Origin of the sequence: Streptomyces sp. NPDC048436, from assembly GCF_043200355.1 — a bacterium.
Classification (GTDB): domain Bacteria; phylum Actinomycetota; class Actinomycetes; order Streptomycetales; family Streptomycetaceae; genus Streptomyces.
Genome location: NZ_JBICXP010000002.1, coordinates 265,295 through 287,131, shown reverse-complemented (window position 1 = coordinate 287,131; position 21,837 = coordinate 265,295). Strand labels below are relative to the sequence as shown.

The window sequence follows — 21,837 nt, the reverse complement described above, 5'->3', positions numbered from 1 at the left end:
CCGCTCCCTAGGCTGGGCAGCCTCCCCGCCGCTCGAACGTAAGTCCGCCTCCGTGACCGTCCGCGTCTCCCGCACCGTCCTTTGCCTCGCCGTGGCCCTGGCCCTCGCCGCCGCCCTGCTCCTGGCCCATCTGGCCGCCGCGAGCTCCGCCCCGGCCTCCGCCGCCACCGCCCGCCTCGCCGCCCTGGCCGGCGATGTGACCGCCGCCGACGGCCACCGCTACGACACGCGGGACGACACCGGCCGCACCATGGACGCCGCGCAGATCACGCAGACCCCCGGCGGAACATATCTGGCCGTCTACCACTCCCTCCTGGGCGACGGCCGCTTCCACGCAGCCGTCGCCACCTCCACCGATCTGCGGCACTGGCACCGCCGCCACGACTTCGGCCCCGGCACCCACCAGGCCTCCCTCGCCGACGACGGCCGCGGCGGGTACGTCCTCGCGTACGAGAAGGACCCGGAGAACCACATCGCCGTGCGCGCGTACGACGGTGAAGCCTCGCTGCTCACCGGGCGCGCTGCACGGGCGTTCGACGCGCCACGCACCCTCTCCCGGTGCGCCGAAGGCACGCCCAGCATCACCGCCGTACGCGACGACACGATCGAGCTCACCGGGCACTACCGCGCCGGCTGCGACACCGACCGTCAGCTTCGCGCCACTCTCACCGGCTTCCGTACGTGGCACGCGGCGCCCGACGAGCGGCTCGACCGGGCCCTGCTGGCCTGGGGCAACAGCGGGAACCTCGGGGACCGGGCGCCCGTTGAGCTGGACGGGCAGCAGATGCTCTTCGTGGAGGGCCAGCGGTGGCGCGGCGACTTCGGGAGCTGGCGCACCTACGCGTACGACCCCGTGAGCGGCCGGGCCGACCGGCTCGACATCACCACGCACGGCGGCAGCCGCGCCTTCGCCAACCCGTCGGCGGCCCTCGTCACCGACCCACAAGGCAGGCCTGCCTTGCTGGTCAGCCTCTTCATACCGGGGCAGGGAGCGGCTCCGGGGGAGGCGGGACAGCTCGTCTACTGGCACAAGCTGTAGGAGGCGGTCCGCGCAACGGGGCAGAACCGTTTGGCGAACATGCGTAGGGTGCAGAAAACCCAACAGGGTTGAGAGTGGACCGACGCGCAGAAGGGAGCCGAGGCGATGGACGAGCAGAAGGAAACCCTCCGGGTGGGCTCGGCCGTGCGGCGGCGCCGCCGGCACCTGGAGCTCACCCTTGCCGTGGTGGCCGAGCGCAGCGGTCTCTCGGTGCCGTTCCTCAGCCAGGTCGAGAACGAGCGGGCCCGGCCCAGCAGACGCTCCCTGCAACGTGTCGCCGACGCCCTCCTGACGACCGACGTCGAACTGCTGGCCGCCGCGGACCCCGCGTGCACGGTCGACCTGATGCGCTCCGACGAAGGTGAGGGCGAGGGATCCTCCCCTGACGTCCGCGTACGCAATCTGGTCCGCGGCCACCACCAGCTGCACGCCGTCGAGTTCACCGGCGACCACGACGAGGGGCGCGAGTTCCAGCACCGCAACGACGAGTTGATGTACGTGGTGGAGGGCGCCGTCGAGGTCGAGGCAGAGGGCAGGGCATACCGCCTCGGACGCGGCGACAGCCTGCATCTGACGGGCGGGGTGCGCCACCGGTGGCGGGCGACCGTGCCCGAGAGCCAGGTGCTCGTCGTGGCCGTCGCCGATCACATCGAAGCCCTGGACGACTCCCGGCGCTGAGGGGATGGCACGGTGACCGGAACGCGGATCGTCTCCCTGGTGCCTTCGCTGACCGAGGCGGTCGCCGTCGGTGCACCGGGCGCGCTGGTGGCTGCCACGGAATGGTGCAGCCATCCGGTGGACCTGGAGGTCGCCCGGATCGGCGGCACCAAGAACCCTGACGTGCGCCGCATCATCGGCCTCGCCCCCGACCTGGTGATCGCCAACGAGGAGGAGAACCGCGCACCTGACCTGGCGGCGCTGCGGGCGGCGGGGATCGAGGTGCTCGTGACAGAGGTACGGGACCTGCCCGGCGCCCTGCGCGAGCTGACCCGGGTGCTCGCCGCCTGCGGGGCGGGACGGCCCGGCTGGCTGGACGAAGCCGAGGAGGCGTGGTCCCAACTCGCCGTCCCCGAAGCCCGGTTGAAGGCGGTGGTCCCCATCTGGCGGCGGCCGTGGATGGTCCTGGGACGCGACACGTTCGCCGGAGACCTGCTGCGCCGCCTCGGTGTCGACAACGCGTACGCGACGCATGCCGAGCGCTACCCCCGCGTCCCGCTGGAGGAACTGCGGGAGGCGGCAGCCGACTTGGTGATCCTGCCGGACGAGCCGTACCGCTTCACTCGCGAGGACGGCCCCGAGGCGTTCCCCGTCCCGGCGGCACTGGTCAGCGGGCGCCACCTCACCTGGTACGGGCCCTCGCTCGCGGAGGCGCCGGCCGTGCTCAGCGGGGCGCTGCGAGCAGCTTTCCGGTCGTGAGGCCGCGCAGGGTCCGCGTGAGCGCCACCGCCCACGCCGCCACCAGCAGGACGTACAGGGCGATCGCAAGACCGTCGTACACCGCGAGCCCGGTGTGCTTGGCCAGGCCTTCGGCGCCCGTGACGCACGTACCGACGGGGAACGTGAACGCCCACCAGGTCATCGCGAAGCCCATGCCCCGGCGCCTGGCCCGCACCACCATCGCGCCCGCCAGCGCGAGCCACAGCAGGGCGAAGCCCATCACCGGAACGCCGTAGAGCACGGCGAAGACGGCGAAGCCCTGGTCGTAGGGGGCGGGGACGACGCCTGTCGCCGCGGTGTCGGCGAACTTGTTGACCGCTGTCGTCGACTGGCCGAGCGGGCCGAGCACCAGGAACAGCGCCGGCGTGAGCGCGAGCGGCAGCGGGCCTCCGGTCAGCAGGCGGGCGAGGATCAGCGGCAGCATCACGAGGGTGGCGAGCAGGCTCAGGCCGAACATCGCGACGCAGGCGAAGAGGAGCGTTTCCTGCGCCTGGCCCGCCGGGAGGTGCGGTACGAGGAGGGGGCCGACCGCGGCGGACACCATCGGCGCCACCACGGGCAGCAGCCAGACGGGGGATGCCTGGCCCGGCTCTATGCGGTGCTCGGTCACCATCAGGTACGGGATCGCGACGGCGGACGCGAGCCCGATGGCCGTACCGGTGACGAAGAGCACCGTGTCGAGCGCGACCGCGGCGCCCGCCCCGATCCAGTCGCCGCCCACGAGGATCGCGCCCGCGCCGACCGCGAGCAGGGCCATGGAGAGACAGCCGTAGAAGGGGGCGACAGCCGGGTCGAGGAGATGGGCGCGGGCCTGGTCGCGGTGGTGGACCCAGTGCAGGGTGCGGGCGATGAGGAGCGCGGCCAGCATCAGCAGGGAGAGCGCCCAGATGGCGGTGCACGCGGTCCGCAGGCCCGGCAGCCGCACCGGCAGGGTCGCGCCCGCGTTGGCGATGATCGCCGTGCCCATGACGGCGGCGTACCAGTTCGGGCCCAGGTGGCGGGTGGCCGGGACGGGGCGAACGAGGTGGCTGAGGCGGTCGGGGCGGGGGGTGACGGTGCGCGGGGGTGCCTGGGTGTAGGCGACGGTGACCATGAGTCCACCGTCGCGGATGGACGGGGCCCCCACCAGGAGGCATGTACGTATGAGGGCATAACCTGGGTTTATGGGTACGTCGTCTTCTGGGGCCCCGGGCCCTCCCGGCTCTTCTGGTTCCTCCGGTTTTTCCGGCTCTTCTGGTGCCTTTGATACGTCGCCGGCGGCGCCCCTCGCGCATCGCGTGCCGGACCTGGGGGCGCTCTCACTGCTGCTCGCCGTGGCGCGGCTCGGCAGCCTGGGGCGGGCCGCGAAGGAGCTCGGCATCACGCAGCCCGCCGCGAGCAGCCGGATCCGGTCGATGGAGCGGCAGCTCGGGGTCGCCCTGGTGGACCGGTCGCCGCGTGGCTCCCGGCTCACGGACGCGGGGGCGCTCGTCACGGACTGGGCGCGGCGGATCGTGGAGGCGGCGGAGGCGTTCGACGTGGGGGCGCAGGCCTTGCGGGACCGGCGTGACTCTCGGCTGCGGGTGGCGGCGAGCATGACGATCGCCGAGTATCTGCTGCCGGGCTGGCTGATCGCGCTGCGGACCCAGCGGCCGGACACCGCCGTGTCGTTGACCGCGGGGAACTCGACCGCGGTCGCGGAGCGGCTCCTCGCCGGAGAGGCGGACCTCGGCTTCGTCGAGGGGCTCACGGTGCCGAACGGCCTCGACGCGGCGGTCATCGCCCATGACCGGCTGATCGTCGTCACGGCTCCGGGCCATGCGTGGGCGCGGCGCGGAAAGCCGCTGGGGGCACGGGAGTTGGCGGCGACCCCGCTGATTCTCCGGGAGGAGGGTTCGGGTACGCGGCAGGTCCTCGACGCGGCGCTCGGCGGCCTCGCCCGCCCGCTGATCGAGCTGTCGTCCACCACCGCGGTGAAGGCGTCGGCGGTGAACGGGGCGGGGCCGGCTGTCCTGAGCGAGTTGGCGGTGGGGGAGGAGCTGACTTCCCGGCGCCTGGTGAGGATCCCCCTGGAGGGGGTGCTGCTGCGGCGGGAGCTGCGCGCGGTGTGGCCTACGGGGCATCGCCCTACCGGGCCGGCGCGGGATCTGCTTTCCCTCACGCGGTAGCCGGCGGGGGCGCCTTGGGCGGGGCGGTCGTGTTGCCCCGGGGTGGGAGACCCCGCCGGAGGCAAGACGTGACCCCGCGTCGGGGCAGGGGAGCGGATGGCCCTACCCCGCGGCGCGCACCAGCGCCGACATCACCCGGAGGTCCTCGCCCATCTCGGGATGCCACTGAACGCCCAACGTCCAGGCCCCGGAGGGCAGTTCGACCGCCTCCACCGTGCCGTCCGCCGCGTGCGCCGACACGATCAGGTCCCGGCCGAGCCGGTCCACCGCCTGATGGTGGTAGGTCGGGACGGCCGTCGGAGCCGGTGCGATGGACCCGTACAGCGTGCCCGGTACCGGCGTCACCTCGTGCGTGCCGAAGACACCAATCGCCTCCACGTGGCCGTCCAGATGCTGCACCAGCGTCCCGCCCAGCGCCACGTTGAGCAGTTGCATCCCCCGGCAGATGCCCAGCAGGGGCGTGCCCGACGCCAACGCCGCCTCGATCAGCGCGAGTTCCCACGCGTCCCGCTCCCGCGCCGGGGGGCCTGTACGTTCCTCACGCTCCGAGCCGTAACGGGCCGGGTCGACATCGGGGCCACCCGCGATGACCACGCCGTCGAGCCGGGCGACGACCTCATCGGCGTACGAAGGATCGTCCGGCGGAAGCATCGCGGCGAGGCCGCCCGCCGACTGCACCAGACGCGGGTAGCCGGCGGGGAGCAGCGCGGCGGGCAGTTGCCACACGCCCCAGCCCGCCTGCTGCTCCATGTACGTACTGACACCGATCAGTGGCCTGCCGGTCACGCTCACGCTCGTCTCCCTCGTGTCCTCGTGTCGCTCATGCTCAGTCGCGTTCCAGTTCAGCCTCCGCCGCGGCGAGTGCGGCGAACTCCTCCTCCGGTGCGCGCGCCACCAGACGCTTGCGGCTGTAGAAGCCGAAGTACGCGATCGCCACCACGTATACCGCGAGTGCGATCAGCGCCGCCGTCACGTCCACGAGGAACGTCGCGACCAGCGCCGAGCAGGCCAGGACGAGCGCCACCGACGACGTCAGCATGCCGCCCGGCGTACGGTACGGCCGCTCAAGGTCCGGCTCCCTGCGGCGCAGCACGATGTGCGAGAGCGACATCAGGGCGTACGAGATGGTCGCGCCGAACACCGCGACGTTCAGCATCCGTGCCCCGTCCCCGGTGGCCGCCGCCAGGGCGAAGCCGATCGCGCCGGGGACCAGAAGGCCCAGGTAGGGGGCCTTGCGGCTGCTCGTCAGGGAGAGGAAGCGGGGGAGGTAGCCCGCCCTCGACAGGGCGAAGAGCTGGCGCGAGCCCGCGTAGATCAGGGAGAAGAAGGACGCCACCAGGCCTGCCAGACCCGCGTAGTTGACGATGCGGCTGAGCGCCGTCGCCTTGCCGCCCGGCTGCAGCGCCTCCACCAGCGGGTTGCCCGCGTCCTGGATCGCGTTCGCGCCGCGCGCGCCCGCCGACGCGAAGAACGTCAGAAGCGCGAGGACGATGAGGATGGCCATCGACCAGCGGATCGCCCGCGGCAGCGTGCGCGCCGGGTCCTTGGTCTCCTCGGCCGCCAAGGGGACGCCCTCCACCCCGAGGAAGAACCACATGCCGAACGGGAACGCCGCCCAGATGCCCAACAACCCCATCGGCAGCCAAGAGTTGGAACCGAACGCGTCCGCCTCCACAGGGATGTCGTTCAGCTTCGACGCGTCGAAGTCCATGAACGCGCCGACCGCGAACACGAGGAGCGCCGCCACCGCGATGCCCGTGACCACGAAGCTGAAGCGCAGCGCCTCGCCGACGCCCCAGAGGTGAATGCCGATGAAGACGACGAAGCAGGCCAGATACACCGGCCAGCCGGAGGTGAGGCCGAAGAGGCCGAGGGACTCGACGTAGTCGCCGATGAAGATGGAGATCGCGGCGGGCGCCAGGATGTACTCGATGAGGATGGCCGTGCCGGTGAGGAAGCCGCCCCACGGGCCCAGCGCCCGGCGCGCGAAGCCGTAGCCGCCGCCCGCCGTGGGCAGGACCGACGACAGCTCGGCCAGCGAGAAGACCATGCACGCGTACATCACGCCCATGAGCGCCATGGCGATCCCGAGGCCGCCGAATCCGCCCTCCGCCAGGCCGAAGTTCCAGCCCGAGAAGTCGCCGGAGACGACATACGCGACGCCGAGCCCGGTGAGCAGCAGCCAGCCCGCGCTGCCCCGGCGCAGTGTTCTGCGCTCCAGATAGTCGTCCGCCGGTTCGGCGGTACTCGTCTTGGGGGACTCCACGGTCATGGCACGGCTCCTGGGGGCGGGCGGCTCAATGGGATGGGCGGCTCAATGGAACGGGCTGCTCAATGGATCGGATCCATACCTTTGCCGTGCCGGGTGCGAGAAATCAAGACCCCTGCGTTACACCGCCGTTAATCACCGCTCACCCGCCCCTTATGTCAGGAAGCCCCGCAGCAAGGCGGCCGTCCCCGCGCAGTGCTCACGCATCATCTCCCGCGCCCCGTCCGCGTCCCCGTCGAGCACCGCCTCCACCAGCGCGGTGTGCTGGCGCTGCGAATGCTCCAGGTTCCGTACCAACAGGGGGATGCAGTCCAGGAGGTCGTTGACGCTCGCGCGGACCGCCGCGTACTGCGCGGTGAGCGAGGGCGAGCCGCAGAGCTCGGCGAGGGTCAGATGCAGGAGTGTGTCCAGGCGGCGGTACTCGGAAAGGGGCGCCTCGTGGGTCTGCGCGAGCGCCGAGCGCAGCCGCTCCCGCTGCTCGTCGTCCAGGCCGTGCGCCGCGCAGAGCCCGGCCGCTCCCACCTCGAGGACCTCGCGGAAGCGCAGCGCGTCCTCGACGTCGATGCCCGCCACCCGCCGCCGCAGCTCGTCCTCGCCCGCGGCCTCGGGGCGCGGACGCACGAACGTGCCGCCGTACCTGCCCCGCCGCGACTCGACAAGGCCCTGGTCCTGGAGCACCTTCAGGACCTCGCGCAGCGTCACCCTGCTGATGCCGAGCCGGTCGGCCAACTCCCGCTCCGATGGCAGGCGTTCACCGCCGGGCACCAGGCCGAGACGTACGACCTGGAGGATCTGCTCCAGGGCCTCCTCGAAGCCGTTGCCCGCCCGTACGGGACGAAGGACCGGTGTGAGCCGGTCGTCGGCCCCGGCACCCGCCGCGTCGGCATCCGTGTGCGACATCTGGCCGTACCCCCTTCCCAATCAATGGTTCTCGGCAATACCTTATGGCTCTCGGCTGACCCAAGGAGGATTTTCCCGTGGCAGACCGCACACCCCCGCTCGGGATCGAGGAGCTGCGTGCTCTCGTCACGAGCGGCGAGATCGACACTGTCGTCCTGGCCTTCCCCGATATGCAAGGGCGGCTCCAGGGCAAGCGGTTCGCCGCACCCTTCTTCCTCGACGACGTACTGCAGAACGGCACGGAGGGCTGCAACTACCTCCTGGCCGTCGACACGGAGATGAACACCGTCGAGGGCTACGCCATGTCCTCCTGGGACCGTGGCTACGGCGACTTCGCCATGCGCCCCGACCTGAGCACCCTGCGCCGCGTCCCCTGGAACGACGGCACCGCGATGCTCATCGCGGACCTCGCCTGGAACGACTCCTTGCCCGTCGTGGCCGCGCCCCGTCAGATCCTGCGCCGGCAGCTCGACCGGCTCGGGGAGCACGGCTTCACCGCCAACGTCGGCACGGAGCTGGAGTTCATCGTCTTCAAGGACACCTACGAGCAGGCCTGGGACTCGGGCTACAAGGACCTCACCCCGGCGAACCAGTACAACATCGACTACTCCGTGCTCGGCACCGGACGCATCGAGCCGCTCCTTCGCCGCATCCGCAACGAGATGGCAGCCGCCGGGCTCGTCGTCGAGTCGGCCAAGGGCGAGTGCAACCCCGGCCAGCACGAGATCGTGTTCCGCTACGACGACGCCCTCGTCACCTGCGATCAGCACGCCATCTACAAGACCGGTGCCAAGGAGATCGCCTCGCAGGAAGGCGTCTCGCTCACCTTCATGGCCAAGTACAACGAGCGCGAGGGCAACTCCTGTCACATCCACCTCTCGCTCGCGGACGCGGACGGCACCAACGCCATGGCCGGTGACGGGCCCGGCGGGATGTCGGCCGTCATGCGGCACTTCCTGGCCGGGCAGCTCGCGGCGCTCCGGGAGTTCTCCCTGCTCTACGCGCCCAACATCAACTCCTACAAGCGGTTCAGGCCAGGATCGTTCGCGCCGACCGCCGCCGCCTGGGGGTACGACAACCGCACCTGCGCGCTACGGGTCGTCGGCCACGGACGCTCGATGCGCTTCGAGAACCGCCTCCCGGGCGGCGACGTGAACCCGCACCTCGCGGTCGCCGGACTCGTGGCCGCAGGCCTTCACGGCATAGAGCAGAAGCTCGAACTGCCCGATGAGTGCACGGGCAACGCCTACACCGGCGACTACGCGCACGTCCCCACCACCCTGCGCGAGGCCGCCGAGCTCTGGGAGAACAGCGCCATCGCCAAGGCCGCCTTCGGCGACGAGGTGGTCGCGCACTACAGCAACATGGCGCGGGTCGAGCTGGACGCCTTCGACTCCGCGGTGACCGACTGGGAGCTCCGCCGCTCCTTCGAACGCTTGTGAGGCACCCTTGCTCGACGTACGAAACCTCGAAGTACTGAACCCGGCGACCGAAGAGGTCATCGCGACCGTCCCCGCCGCCACCGCGCAGGACGTCGACGCCGCCGTCACGCGGGCCGCCAAGGCACAGGAGCGCTGGGCGGCCACCGCCCCCGCCGACCGTGCACGCCTGCTCCGCCGCTTCGCGGCGAAGGTCGACGAACACCTGGAAGAACTCGCCCGGTTGGAGGTGCGCGAAGCCGGTCACGTCATCGGCAACGCACGCTGGGAAGCGGGCAACGTCCGCGATCTCCTCGACTTCGCGGCCGGAGGAGTGGAGCGCCTGAGCGGCCGTCAGATCCCGGTGCCCGGCGGCCTGAACGTCACGATCCTCGAACCCCTCGGGGTCGTCGGCGTCATCGCCCCCTGGAACTTCCCGATGCCGATCGCCGCCTGGGGTACCGCCCCGGCCCTCGCCGCCGGCAACGCGGTCATCCTCAAGCCCGCCGAGACGACCCCGCTCACAGCGCTCCGCCTCGCCGAACTCGCCCTGGAAGCAGGCCTTCCCGAGGGGCTCTTCCAGGTCCTGCCCGGCGCGGGCGATGTCGCGGGCAACGCCCTCGTCGAACACCCCGGCGTCGCCAAGATCGTGTTCACCGGCTCCACCCCCGTCGGCAAGCAGATCATGACCAAGTGCGCCGACCGCGTGAAACGCCTGACCCTCGAACTCGGCGGCAAGAGCCCGAACATCGTCTTCGCCGACGCCGACGTGGAGGCCGCCGCCCTCGCCACCCCCATGTCGTACCTCGACAACTCCGGCCAGGACTGCTGCGCCCGCACCCGCATCCTCGTCCAGCGCTCGGTGTACGACCGCTTCCTGGAGATCGTGCGGCCCGCCGTCGAGTCGATCGTCGTCGGCGACCCGTCCGACGAGAAGACCCAGATGGGCCCGCTGATCTCCAGGTCCCAGCTGGAGCGCGTGCGTTCCTACGTCCCGGCCGGCACCGGAATCCACGGCACGGCCCCCGAAGGACCCGGGTTCTGGTTCCCGCCGACGCTCCTTACCGACGTCGACCCCGCATCGCCCGTTGCGACGGAAGAGGTCTTCGGCCCGGTCGCCGTCGTCCTCCCCTTCGAGGACGAGGCCGACGCGATCCGCCTTGCCAACGCCACCCAGTACGGACTGTCCGGCTCGATCTGGACCCGGGACGTGGGCAGGGCACTGCGGGTCTCGGGAGCCGTCCAGGCGGGGAACTTGTCCGTCAACTCGCACTCCAGCGTGCGCTATTGGACACCGTTCGGGGGTTACAAGCAGTCCGGACTCGGCCGAGAGCTCGGCCCGGACGCGCTCGCCGCTTTCACGGAAACCAAGAACGTCTTCATCAGCACGGAAAGCACGGAGGCCTGAGCACCCATGACCGACCAGAACATCTGCCGCCGCCTCGTCGGCCGCACCGCCGTCATCACCGGCGCCGGCAGCGGCATCGGCCTCGCCACCGCGCGCCGCCTCGCCTCCGAGGGCGCGCATGTCGTCTGCGGCGACATCGACGAGAGGGCGGGCAAGGCCGCCGCCGACGAGGTCGGCGGGACCTTCGTCAAGGTCGACGTCACCGATGCCGAGCAGGTCGAGGCGCTCTTCAAGACCGCGTACGACACCTATGGCTCGGTCGACATCGCCTTCAACAACGCGGGCATCTCGCCGCCCGACGACGACTCCATCCTGGACACGGGCCTCGATGCCTGGAAGCGCGTCCAGGATGTCAACCTCACCTCCGTGTTCCTGTGCTGCAAGGCGGCCATCCCCTACATGCGGCGCCAGGGCAAGGGCTCGATCATCAACACCGCGTCGTTCGTGGCGAGGATGGGCGCGGCGACGTCCCAGATCTCGTACACGGCGTCCAAGGGCGGTGTCCTCGCCATGTCCCGCGAGCTGGGCGTGCAGTTCGCCCGCGAGGGCATCCGCGTGAACGCGCTCTGCCCGGGCCCGGTCAACACCCCGCTCCTTCAGGAGCTCTTCGCCAAGGACCCCGAGCGGGCCGCGCGCCGCCTCGTCCACATCCCCGTGGGCCGCTTCGCCGAGGCCGACGAGCTCGCCGCCGCCGTGGCGTTCCTCGCCTCCGACGACTCCTCGTTCGTCAACGCCACGGACTTCCTGGTCGACGGCGGCATCTCGGGCGCGTACGTGACGCCTGTGTAGTCCGCCTCCGCAATTCATCCTCCAGCAACCACCCCGTCAGCCGGGCGTCGCACGACGCCCGGCTGACCTGCGTAAACACGGGAGTGTGTTCGTGAACTTCAAGCGCCGCGCCGCCGCGGCAGCAGCAGTGATCGCCGTCGCCGGAGCCGGTCTCGTCACCGTCCAGGCCACCGCGGAAGCCACTCAGCCCGTGCGGTCCCAGCCGAAGGACTGTCCCTCGCTCACCGTCTCCAAGGGCTGGTACGGCGAGAACAAGGTGCGGCTCCAGCAGATGATCGACGCGCATGGCCGTTGCGGCCCCCAGCGGCACCAAGGTGCCGCCAAGCCCGTCGCCACCTTCGACTGGGACAACACGGTCATCAAGAACGACGTCGGCGACGCCACCATGTTCTGGCTCCTGCGCAACAGCAAGATACGAACGCCGCACAACGCCGACTGGCACACCACGAGCCGCTACCTCACCGACCCAGCGGCCAAGGCCCTCGCCAAGGCCTGCCCCGGCACCGGCAAGACCCTGCCCACCGGCCGCGACGCGGACTGCGCCGACGAGATCGCCTCCGTCTACGCCGAGGGCACCACCACCGGCGGGTCCGCGGCCTTCGACGGCTTCGACCACCGCCGGATGGAACCCCAGTACGCCTGGCTCGCCCAGCTCACCCAGGGCTGGTCCGCCCGCCAGGTCAAGGGCTTCGCCGCCGCCGCGCGCAAGGAGAACCTCGCCGCGCCCATAGGCACCGAACAGCGCGTCGGCACCGGGAAGTTCACCGGCTGGGCCCGCTACTACGACCAGCAGCGGGACCTGATCCACACCCTCAAGAAGGCCGGCTTCGACGTCTACGTGGTCTCCGCATCCCCCGAGCCGATCGCCGAGGTCTGGGCGAAGGCCGCCGGGGTCGACGCCCGGCACACCATCGGCATCCGCAACGTCACCGCGCACGGCAGGCTCACCCCGCACCTCAAGGGCTGCGGCACGGTGAAGGACGGCGACGACTCGATGATCACGTACATCGACGGCAAGCGCTGCTGGATCAACCAGGAGATCTACAAAGTGCGCGGCGCCGCCGCCGAGAAGGTCCAACCGGCGCCCAGACGACAGGTGTTCGCGGCGGGCGACTCCGACACCGACATCTCCTTCCTGCGCGACGCCACCGCCCTGCGCCTCGTCCTGAACCGCAACAAGAACGAACTCATGTGCCGCGCCTACGACAACGGCGACAGCCGCTGGCTGGTGAACCCCATGTTCATCGAACCCAAGGGCAAACTGCCCGAGCCCTACCCGTGCGCCAGCACCGGCTACACCGAACGGGACGGCACCAAGGGTCCGGTGCGCCGCGCCGACGGGTCCGTCATCCCCGACCAGAAGGACACGGTGTTCCGCACCTCAACAGGCGCACAGGACTGATGTACGGTCCACTCACATGCGTAGCAGAAACACTTTGGCGCTGAGTCTGGCCGCCGCCGCCACCCTGGCGGCGGCCGTGCCCACAGCATTCCCCGCGGCCGCCGCCACGACCGCAGACACCGCCAACTCCCGTACGCCGGGCGCCCATTGCCCGCAGCTGTCCAAGAAGCTGACCTGGTACGGCGACAATCGCGCCCATCTACAGCAGATGATCGACGAGCGCGGGACCTGCGCCAACCCTCACCTGAGGCACGGCCACAAGCGTCCCGTCGCCGCCTTCGACTGGGACAACACCGTCGTCAAGAACGACATCACCGACGCGACGATCGCCTGGTCACTCCACCACGACAAGATCCTGCGCCCCGCCAGCTGGAAGTCCACCAGCAAGTGGATGACGGACGAGGCCGACAAGGCACTCACCGCGGCCTGCGGCACCGACGTGCCCGTGGGCGCGCCGCTGCCCACCTCCACGGACACCGCCTGCGCCGACGAGATCTTCGAGGTCCGCGAGGACGGCAAAACCATGAGCGGAGCCGCCGCCTTCGCGGGCAAGTGGGACCACCGGCACACCGTTCCGCAGTACGCCTGGGTGCCCCAGCTGTTCGCCGGACACACCGTGCCCGAACTGAAGTCGTACGCCGCGAAGGCCCGCGAGCAGGTGCTCGCAGCCCCCGTAGGCGCCACCCAGAAGGTCGGCACGCACGAGATCCCCGGCTACGCCCGCTACTACGACCAGCAGCGCGACCTCATCCGCACGCTCAAGAAGGCCGGGTTCGAGGTCTACATCGTCTCGGCGGGCTCGGAGCCGGTCACCGAGGTCTGGTCCGGCGGCAAGGGGGGCGTCGGCGTCGACCGCGAGCACACCATCGCCATCCGCTCCGTCCTCGACCGCAAGGGGCGGATCACCACCTGGAACCAGGGCTGCGGCGACGTACCGGTGAACAAGGGCGAAGCCATCCCCTACATCGACGGCAAGCGCTGCTGGATCAACCAGGAGATCTACGGCGTCAAGGGCAAGTCCGCCTGGCAGAAGCAGGACCGGTCCCACCGCATCGCACTCGGCGGCGGTGACGCCGACACGGACGTGACGTTCGTCGGCGACGCCACGGGCGCGCACCTCGTCCTGAACCGCAACAAGAACGAGGTCATGTGCCGTGCGTACGACGACGCCGATGGCCGCTGGGTCGTGAACCCCATGTTCATCGAACCTCTGAAGCAGAAGCCGGACCTCTACCCGTGCTCGACCTCCGCGTACAACGAACCGGACGGCAGCAAGGGCCCTGTCCTGCGCGGGGACGGCTCGGTGGTTCCGGATCAGGCGGACTCGGTGTTCTGACCTTCGCCCCACGATCTAGAGTGCCGGGATGAGCATGTCGCCCCCTCCCGGCTGGTACCCGGACCCGTCGGCGCCTACGGCACAGCCCGTCGAGCGCTGGTGGGACGGGTCCGCGTGGACCGAGCACCGGCGTACGCCCGAGGCCTTCCCAACGGGCCACGCGCAGCCGGGGTTCGGCCCGCCGCAGCCCCAGCCGGTGGCTTCCGGTGGCCGCAAGGGCAAGGCCGTCGCGCTCGCCGCCGCCGGGGTCGTCCTGGTCGCGTCGATCGTCACGGGCGTCGTGGTGCTCGGCAAGGACGACGATCCCCCTCCCGCGCCGCAGCCGACGGACCTCGCGGTCAGCGAAAGCCCGCCGCCCTCGCCCTCCCCGACACCCACCACGTCGGCGCCGGACCCCGACCCCTCCACCCTCCTCGACCCGCTCAACGGCATCACGATCCCCGTACCCGACGGCTGGGAGAAGGCCGACAGCACCGTCGGCGGCGATCCGACCGTCCGCACCCCCGATGTCTACGACTGCCCGGGCGAGGGCAGCCTCTGCCGCCACGGCACGGTCTACTCGCGCACGGCGACAGCGACCGACGAGCGCTCGGCGAAGGCGCTGGCCACCGGCGACATCAAGGACGCGGCGGACGCCGCCTACGAAGAGGACAAGGTCGGCCAGCAGCCCTTCGGCGGCATCACCCGGCACGAGAAGGCGAAGGAAGGGACCGTGGCGGTCGCGGGCCGCTCCGGCTACCTCGTGCGCTGGCGCGTCCACACGGCCAAGGGCGAGGGCGGCTACGTCCAGTCGCTCGCGTTCCCCTCCAGCGTCGGGTCCGAGGCGATGGTGATCGTCCGATTCGCGATCGACGCGGGGACCGGCGAGGGCGTGCCGCCCCTCGCCGACATGGACGAGATCACCAAGGGCATCCGCCCGGTCGGCGACAGCGACACGAGCGGCGGCGTGGGCAACAGCGTGGGCGCGACGCCCTGATGTCCTCTCGCGGGCGCGCGTTCCCCTTATAGAAACGTGTGGCCCTCTCCCCGATACGTCGGGACGGTCGCCGTCACCCGGTCGCCCTCGACGAGGCGCAGCGCGTCGAACCGCTCGCACATCTCCCCGGCCTTGGCATGCCGGAACCACACCTTGTCGCCGATCAGCAGATCGTCGGCGGGCGCGCCGAGCAGCGGCGTCTGCACCTCGCCCGCGCCCTCCTGCGGGTCGTAGCGCAGCCCTTCCGGGAGGTACGGCACGGGGGAGCGGTCGGGGCCCGCCGCGCCGGACGCGGGGTAGCCGCCGCCGAGCACGGTCACGATGCCGACGCCGGGGCGGCGGACCACAGGCTGGGCGAAGAGCGCGGCCGGACGCCCGCTGAACGACGTGTAGTTGTCGAAGAGCCGCGGTACGTAGAGGCCCGACCCTGCTGCGATCTCCGTCACCGCCCGCTCGGCCGCCGTGTGCTGCACACTGCCCGTGCCGCCGCCGTTGACGAACTCCAGGTCCGGCGCGACAGCCCGCACCGCGCGGATGGTCTCGGCCCGCCGCGCCACCAGCTCCTTGCGGGCGGCGGCCTGCATGAGCCGGATGGCCCGTGACCTGGCAGGCTGCCCGGCGACCGCGTCGCCCACCCCCGCCACATGCCCTTCGTACGCCATCACGCCCACGAGCCGGAAACCGGGCCGCCTGGCCACGGCGCGGGCGAGGGCGGCGACTTGGACGGGGGAGCGCAGGGGGGAGCGCAGGGCCCCGATCCGGACCTTCCCCCCGAGGACCCTGTACGCGGTGTCCAGCTCCAGGCAGACCCGCACCTCTTCGCGCCCGCCGTCCCTGGCCTCGTCGATGAGCCGCAGCTGTGCCGGGTCGTCGATCATCACGGTCACGGAGGAGGCGAGCTTCGGGTCGCTTGCCAGCTCGGCGAAGGCGGCGCGGTCGGCCGAGGGATAGGCGAGCAGGATGTCGTCGAACCCGGACCGCGCGAGCCACAGGGACTCGGCGAGGGTGAAGGACATGATCCCGGCGAAACCGTCGCGTGCCAGGACGCGTTCGAGCAGCGCTCGGCAGCGTACGGACTTGCTGGCGACCCGGATCGGCTTCCCGCCGGCCCGGCGCACGAGATCGTCGGCGTTGGCGTCGAACGCCTCCAGATCGACGATCGCGAGAGGGGCGTCGAGGTGTGCGGTGGCCCGGTCGTAGCGGGCCCTGTCAGCTGCTCGGGCTGTCATGGGCGAAGCTTGCCAGACGCCGTTACCCGAGGGTAGGGGGATGATCCGGGCAGATCGCCCGGGGCCGCGGACTGGTTCCCTCGCGACCGGAATCTGCCCTTAGAGTTACGCGCAGAAGAGCGAGGAAACGGGGGGTGCATGAGCACGGAAGCGCGACGGGCACCCGTCCCGCCACGTCCCACGGCACCGCCTCCACCGTCGGCTCCGCCGGCGTCCGCGCCCCCACCTGCGCCGTCCGCCCGCTTCCCCGACGTGCGGCCCGCCACCTCGGATGAGGCCCCGGACAGTGACCGGGACTCCGTACTGGGGGACCTGCTGGCACCGTTCGACCGGCTGCGGATGCCCCGGCCCGCGACGCCACCGGACGAGTCGGACGCCGCAGACGAGGCTGCCGCCGAGGCGGAGCAGCCCCCGCCGCCCGCGTCGGCACGCTTCCCCGACACACCACCCCCGACGACGCCCACGCGGACTTCGGCGGCTGTCTCGGCCCCGGCTCAGCTCCCGCCGCTCCCCCCGGCCCCGCCGCACGTCGGCGCCCCGGAGACGGAGGAGGCGCAGCGTGCTGCGGAGTACCGGCTCCGGCCCCCGATGCCTTCGGTGCCGCCCTCGGATCCGGCGACGGCGGGCATACCCGTGCCCGACTCGTCGACCGCTTCCGCCGGGCGGACCGCGGCCGTGCCCGGGCCGTCACCCCGGTCGGCATCTGGTTCAGCGGAGGAGGGCCTGCCTGACCCGGGGCTCATCTCTTCACCGGCCGCGCCGCCCGCTTCGGCAGCACAGCCCATATCCCCACCCCCTGCCCTCTCCCCCCGAACCACCGCCGCCCGCCGCGCCGTCGGTGCCGTTGACCTGACGCCGGGGCCCGGCGCCGGGCGGCCCTTCGTGTCGTTCGCCCGGCCCGCCCTGTACGACGACAGCACCACCCGGCTGCGGCCCGTCCGCTCCTGGGTGCGGCCCAGGGTGACCGCCGCCGCGGCCTGTGTCGTGCTCGGGCTCGGGCTCATCGGCGGTGCCGCCACCGGGAGTTGGCTGACCGGGGGCGCCGAGGGGCCGGGGGTCGCGCGGGACGCGTACGCCGTGGCGGGGGAGCTCTGGCACAGCGTGCCCGTCGACCAGCTCTTCCCGGCCACCATCAAGGGAGAGGGCGCGGGACCCGGCGGCGCCGACCGCACCTGGACCCGCGTCGCCGTCGCCCCCGACAGCAGCTGCAAGAACGCCTTCGATCCGCTCCTGCGCAAGGCACTCGCCCCGGCCGGCTGCCTGCGCCTGCTGCGCGCCACGTACACGGACGCGACCCGCAGTCATGTCACCACCGTGGGGCTGCTGTTCACCAAGGCCGACGCCGACGCGATGCGCTCCCTGCGCCACCGCTTCACGGAAGAAGGCCTCGACCGGCGCACCGACCTGATGCCCCGGCCGTACCCGGCCAAGGGCACCCCGGCCGCGGACTTCGGCGACGCCCAGCGCGCCTCCTGGACCGTCTCGGTACTCCCGGACGCCCCCGTCGTCGCCTTCTCCGTCTCAGGCTTCGCCGACGGCCGCACGGTCGGCGAACCCGAGCCCGCCGAAGAGGCCATGAAGACCTCCGCGACCACCGCCCCCGCCCAGGCGGGCCTCGGCAACGAGGCGAAGGGCATCGCCGACCGCGTCGAGCGGCGTCTGCGCAAGACCATCGCGGCCACGGAGAAGCCCTCATGAGAATCCGTCAGTCCGCCACCGCCGCCCTCGCCGCCGCGTCCCTCGCCCTCCTGCCCGCCACCACCGCGCACGCCGACGACGGCATCCGCGCCCAGCAGTGGGCCCTCGACGCCATGCACACCGATCAGGCCTGGCAGACCACCAAGGGCAAGGGCATCACGGTCGCCGTCCTGGACACCGGCATAGACGGCGGCCACCCCGACCTGACCGGCAGCGTCCTCGAAGGCAAGGACATGGTCGGCTTCGGCGCCAAGAAGGGTGACCGCTCCTGGGCCCGGCACGGCACGGCCATGGCCGGCATCATCGCGGGGCACGGACACGGCGCGGGCGGCGACGACGGCGTACTCGGCATCGCGCCCCAAGCGAAGATTCTGCCGATCCGCGTGATCCTGGAGGACGGCGACCCGGCCCGCGCGAAGGCCCGCAACACCCGGGGCAACGCCCTCGCGTCCGGCATCCGCTGGGCCACCGACCACGGCGCCGACGTCATCAACCTCTCCCTCGGTGACGACTCCGAGTCCGCCCACCCCGAACCCGCCGAGGACGCCGCCGTCCAGTACGCCCTGAAGAAGGGCGCCGTCGTCGTCGCGTCGGCGGGCAACGGCGGGGAGCGCGGCGACCACATCTCGTACCCCGCGGCCTACCCCGGAGTCATCGCCGCCACCGCCGTGGACAAGTACGGCGACCGCGCCTCCTTCTCCACCCGCCGCTGGTACGCCACCGTCAGCGCCCCCGGCAAGAAGATCGTCATCGCCGACCCCGACCGCGAGTACTACGAAGGCTGGGGCACCAGCGCCGCCTCCGCTTTCGTCTCGGGCGCCGTCGCCCTGATCCGCTCCGCCCATCCCGGCCTGACCCCGGCCCAGATCAAGAAGCTCCTGGAGGACACCGCCCGCGACGTCCCGGGCGGCGGCCGTGACGACTCACGCGGCTTCGGCTTCATCGACCCGGCGGCGGCGATCAAGGAGGGCGGCAAGAAGAAGCCGGAGGGGCTGAGCTCCGCTGCGTACGGCGAGAAGTACTTCGGCCCGGGGCCGGACGAAGACCACGGCGACGGCGGCCCCGCCGGCTGGGTCGGCCCGGTCGCGGCAGGCCTCGGCGTGGCCCTGCTGGTCGCGGCGGTCTACCTCTGGCGCGGCCGGAGAGGCACCGCCGCCCGCGGGTGAGGTCCCGTGCTCGCCCTGCGGCATGCCGGGCCGCGGCCCCTCGATAGGGTCGGGGCCGTGGCGAACAAGAACATCCCGGACCCCGGCTTCTCCGACGACGACGGCTCCGCCGACCCCCGGCTCACCGCGGCCCTGACCGCGTGGTCCGAGGACCGCACGGCCCACGGCCCCGTCCTGGAGGCCCTGGCCGGTGCCCGGCTGCTGGTCCCCGTGGTCGCCGTACTGGGCGAGGTCGAGACCGGTGAGGACGGGCTGCGGCGCGAGAAGTCCAGCGACATGGCCGTCCCCACCCTCAAGGCGGGCGACCGCAAGGCGCTCCCCGCGTTCACCTCCACCGGCTCCCTCGCCCTGTGGGACCCCGAGGCCCGGCCCGTCGCCGTCCCGCTGCACCAGGCGCTCCAGGCCGCGGCCCACGAGCAGGCCGACACGATCGTGCTCGACCTGGCGGGGCCCGTCGCGTACGAGATCAACCGCTCCGCCCTGATCGCCCTCTCCGAAGGCCGCCACAGCCGGGACCCGCTCGCCGACCCCGCCGTCACGGCCGCCGTCCGCGCGGCCGTCGCCGCCGAGCCGACGGTGCTCCGCGCCCACCTCGGCCCGGGCGCCGCGGACGGCACCCTCGCCTTGGTTCTCGACCCTGCCGCCGACCCGGCCGAAGCCGCCCAGCGCGTGGCCCGGCACCTCGCGGCCGACGAAACACTGAGGGCCCGCCTGGTGAACGGCCTCGACCTGGCACTGCTGCCTGCCGAGGCGACGCCACCGGGCGAGCCCCTCTACGTACGTCCGTGAAAGCTCAGCCGAAGACCGGCCCCGTGTACTTCTCGCCCGGGCCCTGACCCGTCTCGTCCGGCACCTCGGACGCCTCGCGGAAAGCCAGCTGCAGTGACTTCAGGCCGTCGCGCAGCGGAGCCGCGTGGAACGAGGAGATCTCCGTGGCGCTCGCGTCCATCAGGCCGGCGAGCGAGTGGATCAGCTTGCGCGCCTCGTCCAGGTCCTTGTGGCCCTCGCCGCCCTCGGCGAGGCCGAGGTTCACGGCCGCGGCGCTCATCAGGTGGACGGCGACCGTGGTGATCACCTCGACCGCGGGGACGTCCGCGATGTCACGGGTCAGGGTGTCGAAATCGGGGGAGTCGCCGGTGGCGGACTCGGGGGAGGGGGTCGCGTCGCTCATGTCCCACACGATATGCCGAGCACCGCGCGGCGTGTCCCGCGGGAGTCCGTGAGCGCGCCGGTTAGCCCCACCCCCGAGGAGCTGCTAACCTTGTGTAACGACCGGCCGGAGACTCGCGTACCAACGCAGGGAACCGGCCCACAAGTGGAGGCTCCGCTTCCCACCTAGCCACTCCCCGGAGCGGCGGGTCACCGGTCAGGCGGCCGCAGTCCCCGAGACTACGGCTGGCCCGAATGTGCGCCCCGCGATCATCGCGGAGGTGCTCCGGTAGTAATGGAGCCCCTTCCTGTGATCGGTTGGGGCATTTTTTATGCTCTCACTCGGTTGGTCTCTATAACAGACGTAACGCGGCTGTCCGCCAGACCGCCGCGTGGTGCTACCGAGGAGGATCCATCAGCGCCGAGCCCCGCATCAACGACCGGATTCGCGTCCCCGAGGTGCGACTCGTCGGGCCCAGCGGCGAGCAGGTCGGGATTGTGCCGCTTGCCAAGGCCCTGGAGCTCGCACAGGAGTACGACCTCGACCTGGTCGAGGTGGCGGCTACCGCCCGTCCGCCCGTGTGCAAGCTCATGGACTACGGGAAGTTCAAGTACGAGTCGGCCATGAAGGCCCGTGAGGCGCGCAAGAACCAGGCGCACACGGTCATCAAGGAGATGAAGCTCCGGCCGAAGATCGACCCGCACGACTATGACACCAAGAAGGGTCACGTCGTCCGGTTCCTCAAGCAGGGCGACAAGGTCAAGATCACGATCATGTTCCGTGGTCGCGAGCAGTCCCGGCCGGAGCTCGGCTTCCGACTGCTGCAGCGTCTCGCGAACGACGTCGAAGACCTCGGGTTCATCGAGTCGAACCCGAAGCAGGACGGCCGAAACATGATCATGGTCCTCGGTCCGCACAAGAAGAAGACCGAAGCCATGGCCGAGGCTCGCGAGGCCCAGGCGGTCCGCAGGGCGGACGCGAAGGCCAACCCGGGCCGCTCGCAGGACTCCTCCCATGGGGAGGAGCTCGACGAGGCTCCGGACGAGGCTGCCGCCGAAACCCCCGCCGAGGCCCCGACCGAGGCTCCCGCCGAGGCCTGATCCCAGGACGCGAGTCCAGGGGTCACCAACTGACACATACGGTTCCCGGATGCCCGGTTTCACGACCGGGCATCCGAGTGCCACTGACGAGGAGAGAACGGCGCTATGCCGAAGAACAAGACGCACAGCGGTGCCAGCAAGCGCTTCAAGATCACCGGCTCCGGCAAGGTGCTCCGTGAGCGTGCCGGCAAGCGCCACCTGCTCGAGCACAAGTCGTCCCGTCTGACGCGTCGCCTCAGTGGCAACGCCGAGATGGCCCCGGGCGACGCCAAGAAGATCAAGAAGCTTCTCGGCAAGTGAGTCCGGGCGCACACCGCGCCTGAACTCTGACCGGGACCCAATCGATACCGGGTCGTGTGAGTCCAACCACGGC

At 71.5% G+C, this 21,837-nt stretch carries 21 protein-coding genes; 15 read left to right on the top strand and 6 right to left on the bottom strand.

From position 1 onward, the window contains the following. The first annotated feature begins 52 nt into the window (after window positions 1–52). The 3 genes from ACGFX9_RS07865 to ACGFX9_RS07855 all read left to right on the top strand — a co-directional run bounded on the left by ACGFX9_RS07865 (window position 53) and on the right by ACGFX9_RS07855 (window position 2,455). The gene (locus ACGFX9_RS07865) at window positions 53–1,039 is read left to right on the top strand and encodes a hypothetical protein (RefSeq protein ID WP_393466471.1); all 987 of its coding nucleotides are present in this window, start codon (window positions 53–55) and stop codon (window positions 1,037–1,039) included. A gap of 105 nt (window positions 1,040–1,144) precedes the next feature. Next, entirely contained in the window at window positions 1,145–1,717 is a 573-nt protein-coding gene (locus ACGFX9_RS07860) for a helix-turn-helix domain-containing protein (RefSeq protein ID WP_393466468.1), read from the top strand. Window positions 1,718–1,729: 12 nt separating this feature from the next. After that, window positions 1,730–2,455 carry a helical backbone metal receptor gene (locus ACGFX9_RS07855; RefSeq protein ID WP_393466465.1) on the top strand — a complete coding sequence of 242 codons (726 nt, stop codon included), beginning with the start codon at window positions 1,730–1,732 and terminating at the stop codon, window positions 2,453–2,455. Here ACGFX9_RS07855 and ACGFX9_RS07850 read toward each other — a convergent pair. After that, window positions 2,421–3,569 (bottom strand): TDT family transporter, encoded by a 1,149-nt coding sequence (locus ACGFX9_RS07850; RefSeq protein WP_393466462.1) that lies wholly within the window; start codon window positions 3,567–3,569, stop codon window positions 2,421–2,423. The genes ACGFX9_RS07855 and ACGFX9_RS07850 overlap by 35 nt on opposite strands. A 70-nt stretch (window positions 3,570–3,639) precedes the next feature. Between ACGFX9_RS07850 and ACGFX9_RS07845 the strand changes: the two genes are divergently transcribed. After that, window positions 3,640–4,623 (top strand): LysR family transcriptional regulator, encoded by a 984-nt coding sequence (locus ACGFX9_RS07845; RefSeq protein ID WP_393466459.1) that lies wholly within the window; start codon window positions 3,640–3,642, stop codon window positions 4,621–4,623. A 102-nt stretch (window positions 4,624–4,725) separates the two neighbouring features. Here ACGFX9_RS07845 and ACGFX9_RS07840 read toward each other — a convergent pair whose 3' ends face one another. The 3 genes from ACGFX9_RS07840 to ACGFX9_RS07830 form a co-directional block, all read right to left on the bottom strand. Then, window positions 4,726–5,409 (bottom strand): gamma-glutamyl-gamma-aminobutyrate hydrolase family protein, encoded by a 684-nt coding sequence (locus tag ACGFX9_RS07840; RefSeq protein WP_393468264.1) that lies wholly within the window; start codon window positions 5,407–5,409, stop codon window positions 4,726–4,728. Window positions 5,410–5,449: 40 nt separating this feature from the next. Beyond that, complete coding sequence (eat, locus tag ACGFX9_RS07835; RefSeq protein WP_393466456.1) at window positions 5,450–6,895, bottom strand: ethanolamine permease; 1,446 nt, start codon at window positions 6,893–6,895, stop codon at window positions 5,450–5,452. A gap of 150 nt (window positions 6,896–7,045) precedes the next feature. Then, a complete protein-coding gene (locus ACGFX9_RS07830) occupies window positions 7,046–7,792 on the bottom strand; it encodes a FadR/GntR family transcriptional regulator (RefSeq protein ID WP_393466453.1) in 747 nt (248 codons plus the stop codon). A gap of 77 nt (window positions 7,793–7,869) precedes the next feature. On the opposite strand from ACGFX9_RS07830, the gene ACGFX9_RS07825 reads away from it, so the two are divergent. The 6 genes from ACGFX9_RS07825 (at window position 7,870) to ACGFX9_RS07800 (ending at window position 15,121) form a co-directional block, all read left to right on the top strand. Next, window positions 7,870–9,234, top strand: coding sequence for a glutamine synthetase family protein (locus tag ACGFX9_RS07825; protein ID WP_393466450.1), 1,365 nt, complete (start codon window positions 7,870–7,872; stop codon window positions 9,232–9,234). 7 nt (window positions 9,235–9,241) lie between these two features. After that, window positions 9,242–10,618 (top strand): aldehyde dehydrogenase family protein, encoded by a 1,377-nt coding sequence (locus ACGFX9_RS07820; protein WP_393466447.1) that lies wholly within the window; start codon window positions 9,242–9,244, stop codon window positions 10,616–10,618. Between the two features lie 6 nt (window positions 10,619–10,624). Next, on the top strand, window positions 10,625–11,407 hold the full coding sequence (locus tag ACGFX9_RS07815; protein ID WP_393466445.1) for a 3-oxoacyl-ACP reductase: 783 nt from the start codon (window positions 10,625–10,627) through the stop codon (window positions 11,405–11,407). A gap of 91 nt (window positions 11,408–11,498) precedes the next feature. Continuing rightward, the gene (locus ACGFX9_RS07810; protein WP_393466442.1) at window positions 11,499–12,809 is read left to right on the top strand and encodes an HAD family hydrolase; all 1,311 of its coding nucleotides are present in this window, start codon (window positions 11,499–11,501) and stop codon (window positions 12,807–12,809) included. Between the two features lie 16 nt (window positions 12,810–12,825). Then, the gene (locus ACGFX9_RS07805) at window positions 12,826–14,145 is read left to right on the top strand and encodes a haloacid dehalogenase-like hydrolase (protein WP_393466439.1); all 1,320 of its coding nucleotides are present in this window, start codon (window positions 12,826–12,828) and stop codon (window positions 14,143–14,145) included. A gap of 28 nt (window positions 14,146–14,173) precedes the next feature. Further along, complete coding sequence (locus tag ACGFX9_RS07800) at window positions 14,174–15,121, top strand: DUF2510 domain-containing protein (protein ID WP_393466436.1); 948 nt, start codon at window positions 14,174–14,176, stop codon at window positions 15,119–15,121. A 26-nt stretch (window positions 15,122–15,147) separates the two neighbouring features. Here the strand turns inward: ACGFX9_RS07800 and ACGFX9_RS07795 are convergent, their stop codons facing one another. Then, window positions 15,148–16,350: an amino acid deaminase/aldolase gene (locus tag ACGFX9_RS07795; protein ID WP_393466433.1), complete on the bottom strand. Its 1,203-nt coding sequence runs from the start codon at window positions 16,348–16,350 to the stop codon at window positions 15,148–15,150. A gap of 252 nt (window positions 16,351–16,602) precedes the next feature. On the opposite strand from ACGFX9_RS07795, the gene ACGFX9_RS07790 reads away from it, so the two are divergent. From ACGFX9_RS07790 to ACGFX9_RS07780, 3 genes are read left to right on the top strand one after another with little or no spacing between them, the layout of a single operon-like run. Beyond that, window positions 16,603–18,048 (top strand): hypothetical protein, encoded by a 1,446-nt coding sequence (locus ACGFX9_RS07790; protein WP_393466430.1) that lies wholly within the window; start codon window positions 16,603–16,605, stop codon window positions 18,046–18,048. Continuing rightward, window positions 18,045–19,214 carry a type VII secretion-associated serine protease mycosin gene (gene mycP / locus ACGFX9_RS07785; RefSeq protein WP_393466428.1) on the top strand — a complete coding sequence of 390 codons (1,170 nt, stop codon included), beginning with the start codon at window positions 18,045–18,047 and terminating at the stop codon, window positions 19,212–19,214. Before ACGFX9_RS07790 ends, mycP begins: the two co-directional genes overlap by 4 nt. A gap of 57 nt (window positions 19,215–19,271) precedes the next feature. Next, a complete protein-coding gene (locus ACGFX9_RS07780; protein WP_393466425.1) occupies window positions 19,272–20,003 on the top strand; it encodes an SseB family protein in 732 nt (243 codons plus the stop codon). A gap of 4 nt (window positions 20,004–20,007) precedes the next feature. Here ACGFX9_RS07780 and ACGFX9_RS07775 read toward each other — a convergent pair whose 3' ends face one another. Beyond that, window positions 20,008–20,385, bottom strand: a complete 378-nt coding sequence (locus ACGFX9_RS07775; protein ID WP_393466423.1) for a DUF1844 domain-containing protein — start codon at window positions 20,383–20,385, stop codon at window positions 20,008–20,010. A 392-nt stretch (window positions 20,386–20,777) separates the two neighbouring features. Here ACGFX9_RS07775 and infC point away from each other — a divergent pair, with 392 nt between their 5' ends. Next, window positions 20,778–21,464: a translation initiation factor IF-3 gene (infC, locus tag ACGFX9_RS07770; RefSeq protein WP_393468262.1), complete on the top strand. Its 687-nt coding sequence runs from the start codon at window positions 20,778–20,780 to the stop codon at window positions 21,462–21,464. 105 nt (window positions 21,465–21,569) lie between these two features. Further along, a complete protein-coding gene (gene rpmI / locus ACGFX9_RS07765; RefSeq protein ID WP_135330421.1) occupies window positions 21,570–21,764 on the top strand; it encodes a 50S ribosomal protein L35 in 195 nt (64 codons plus the stop codon). Window positions 21,765–21,837: the final 73 nt, after the last annotated feature.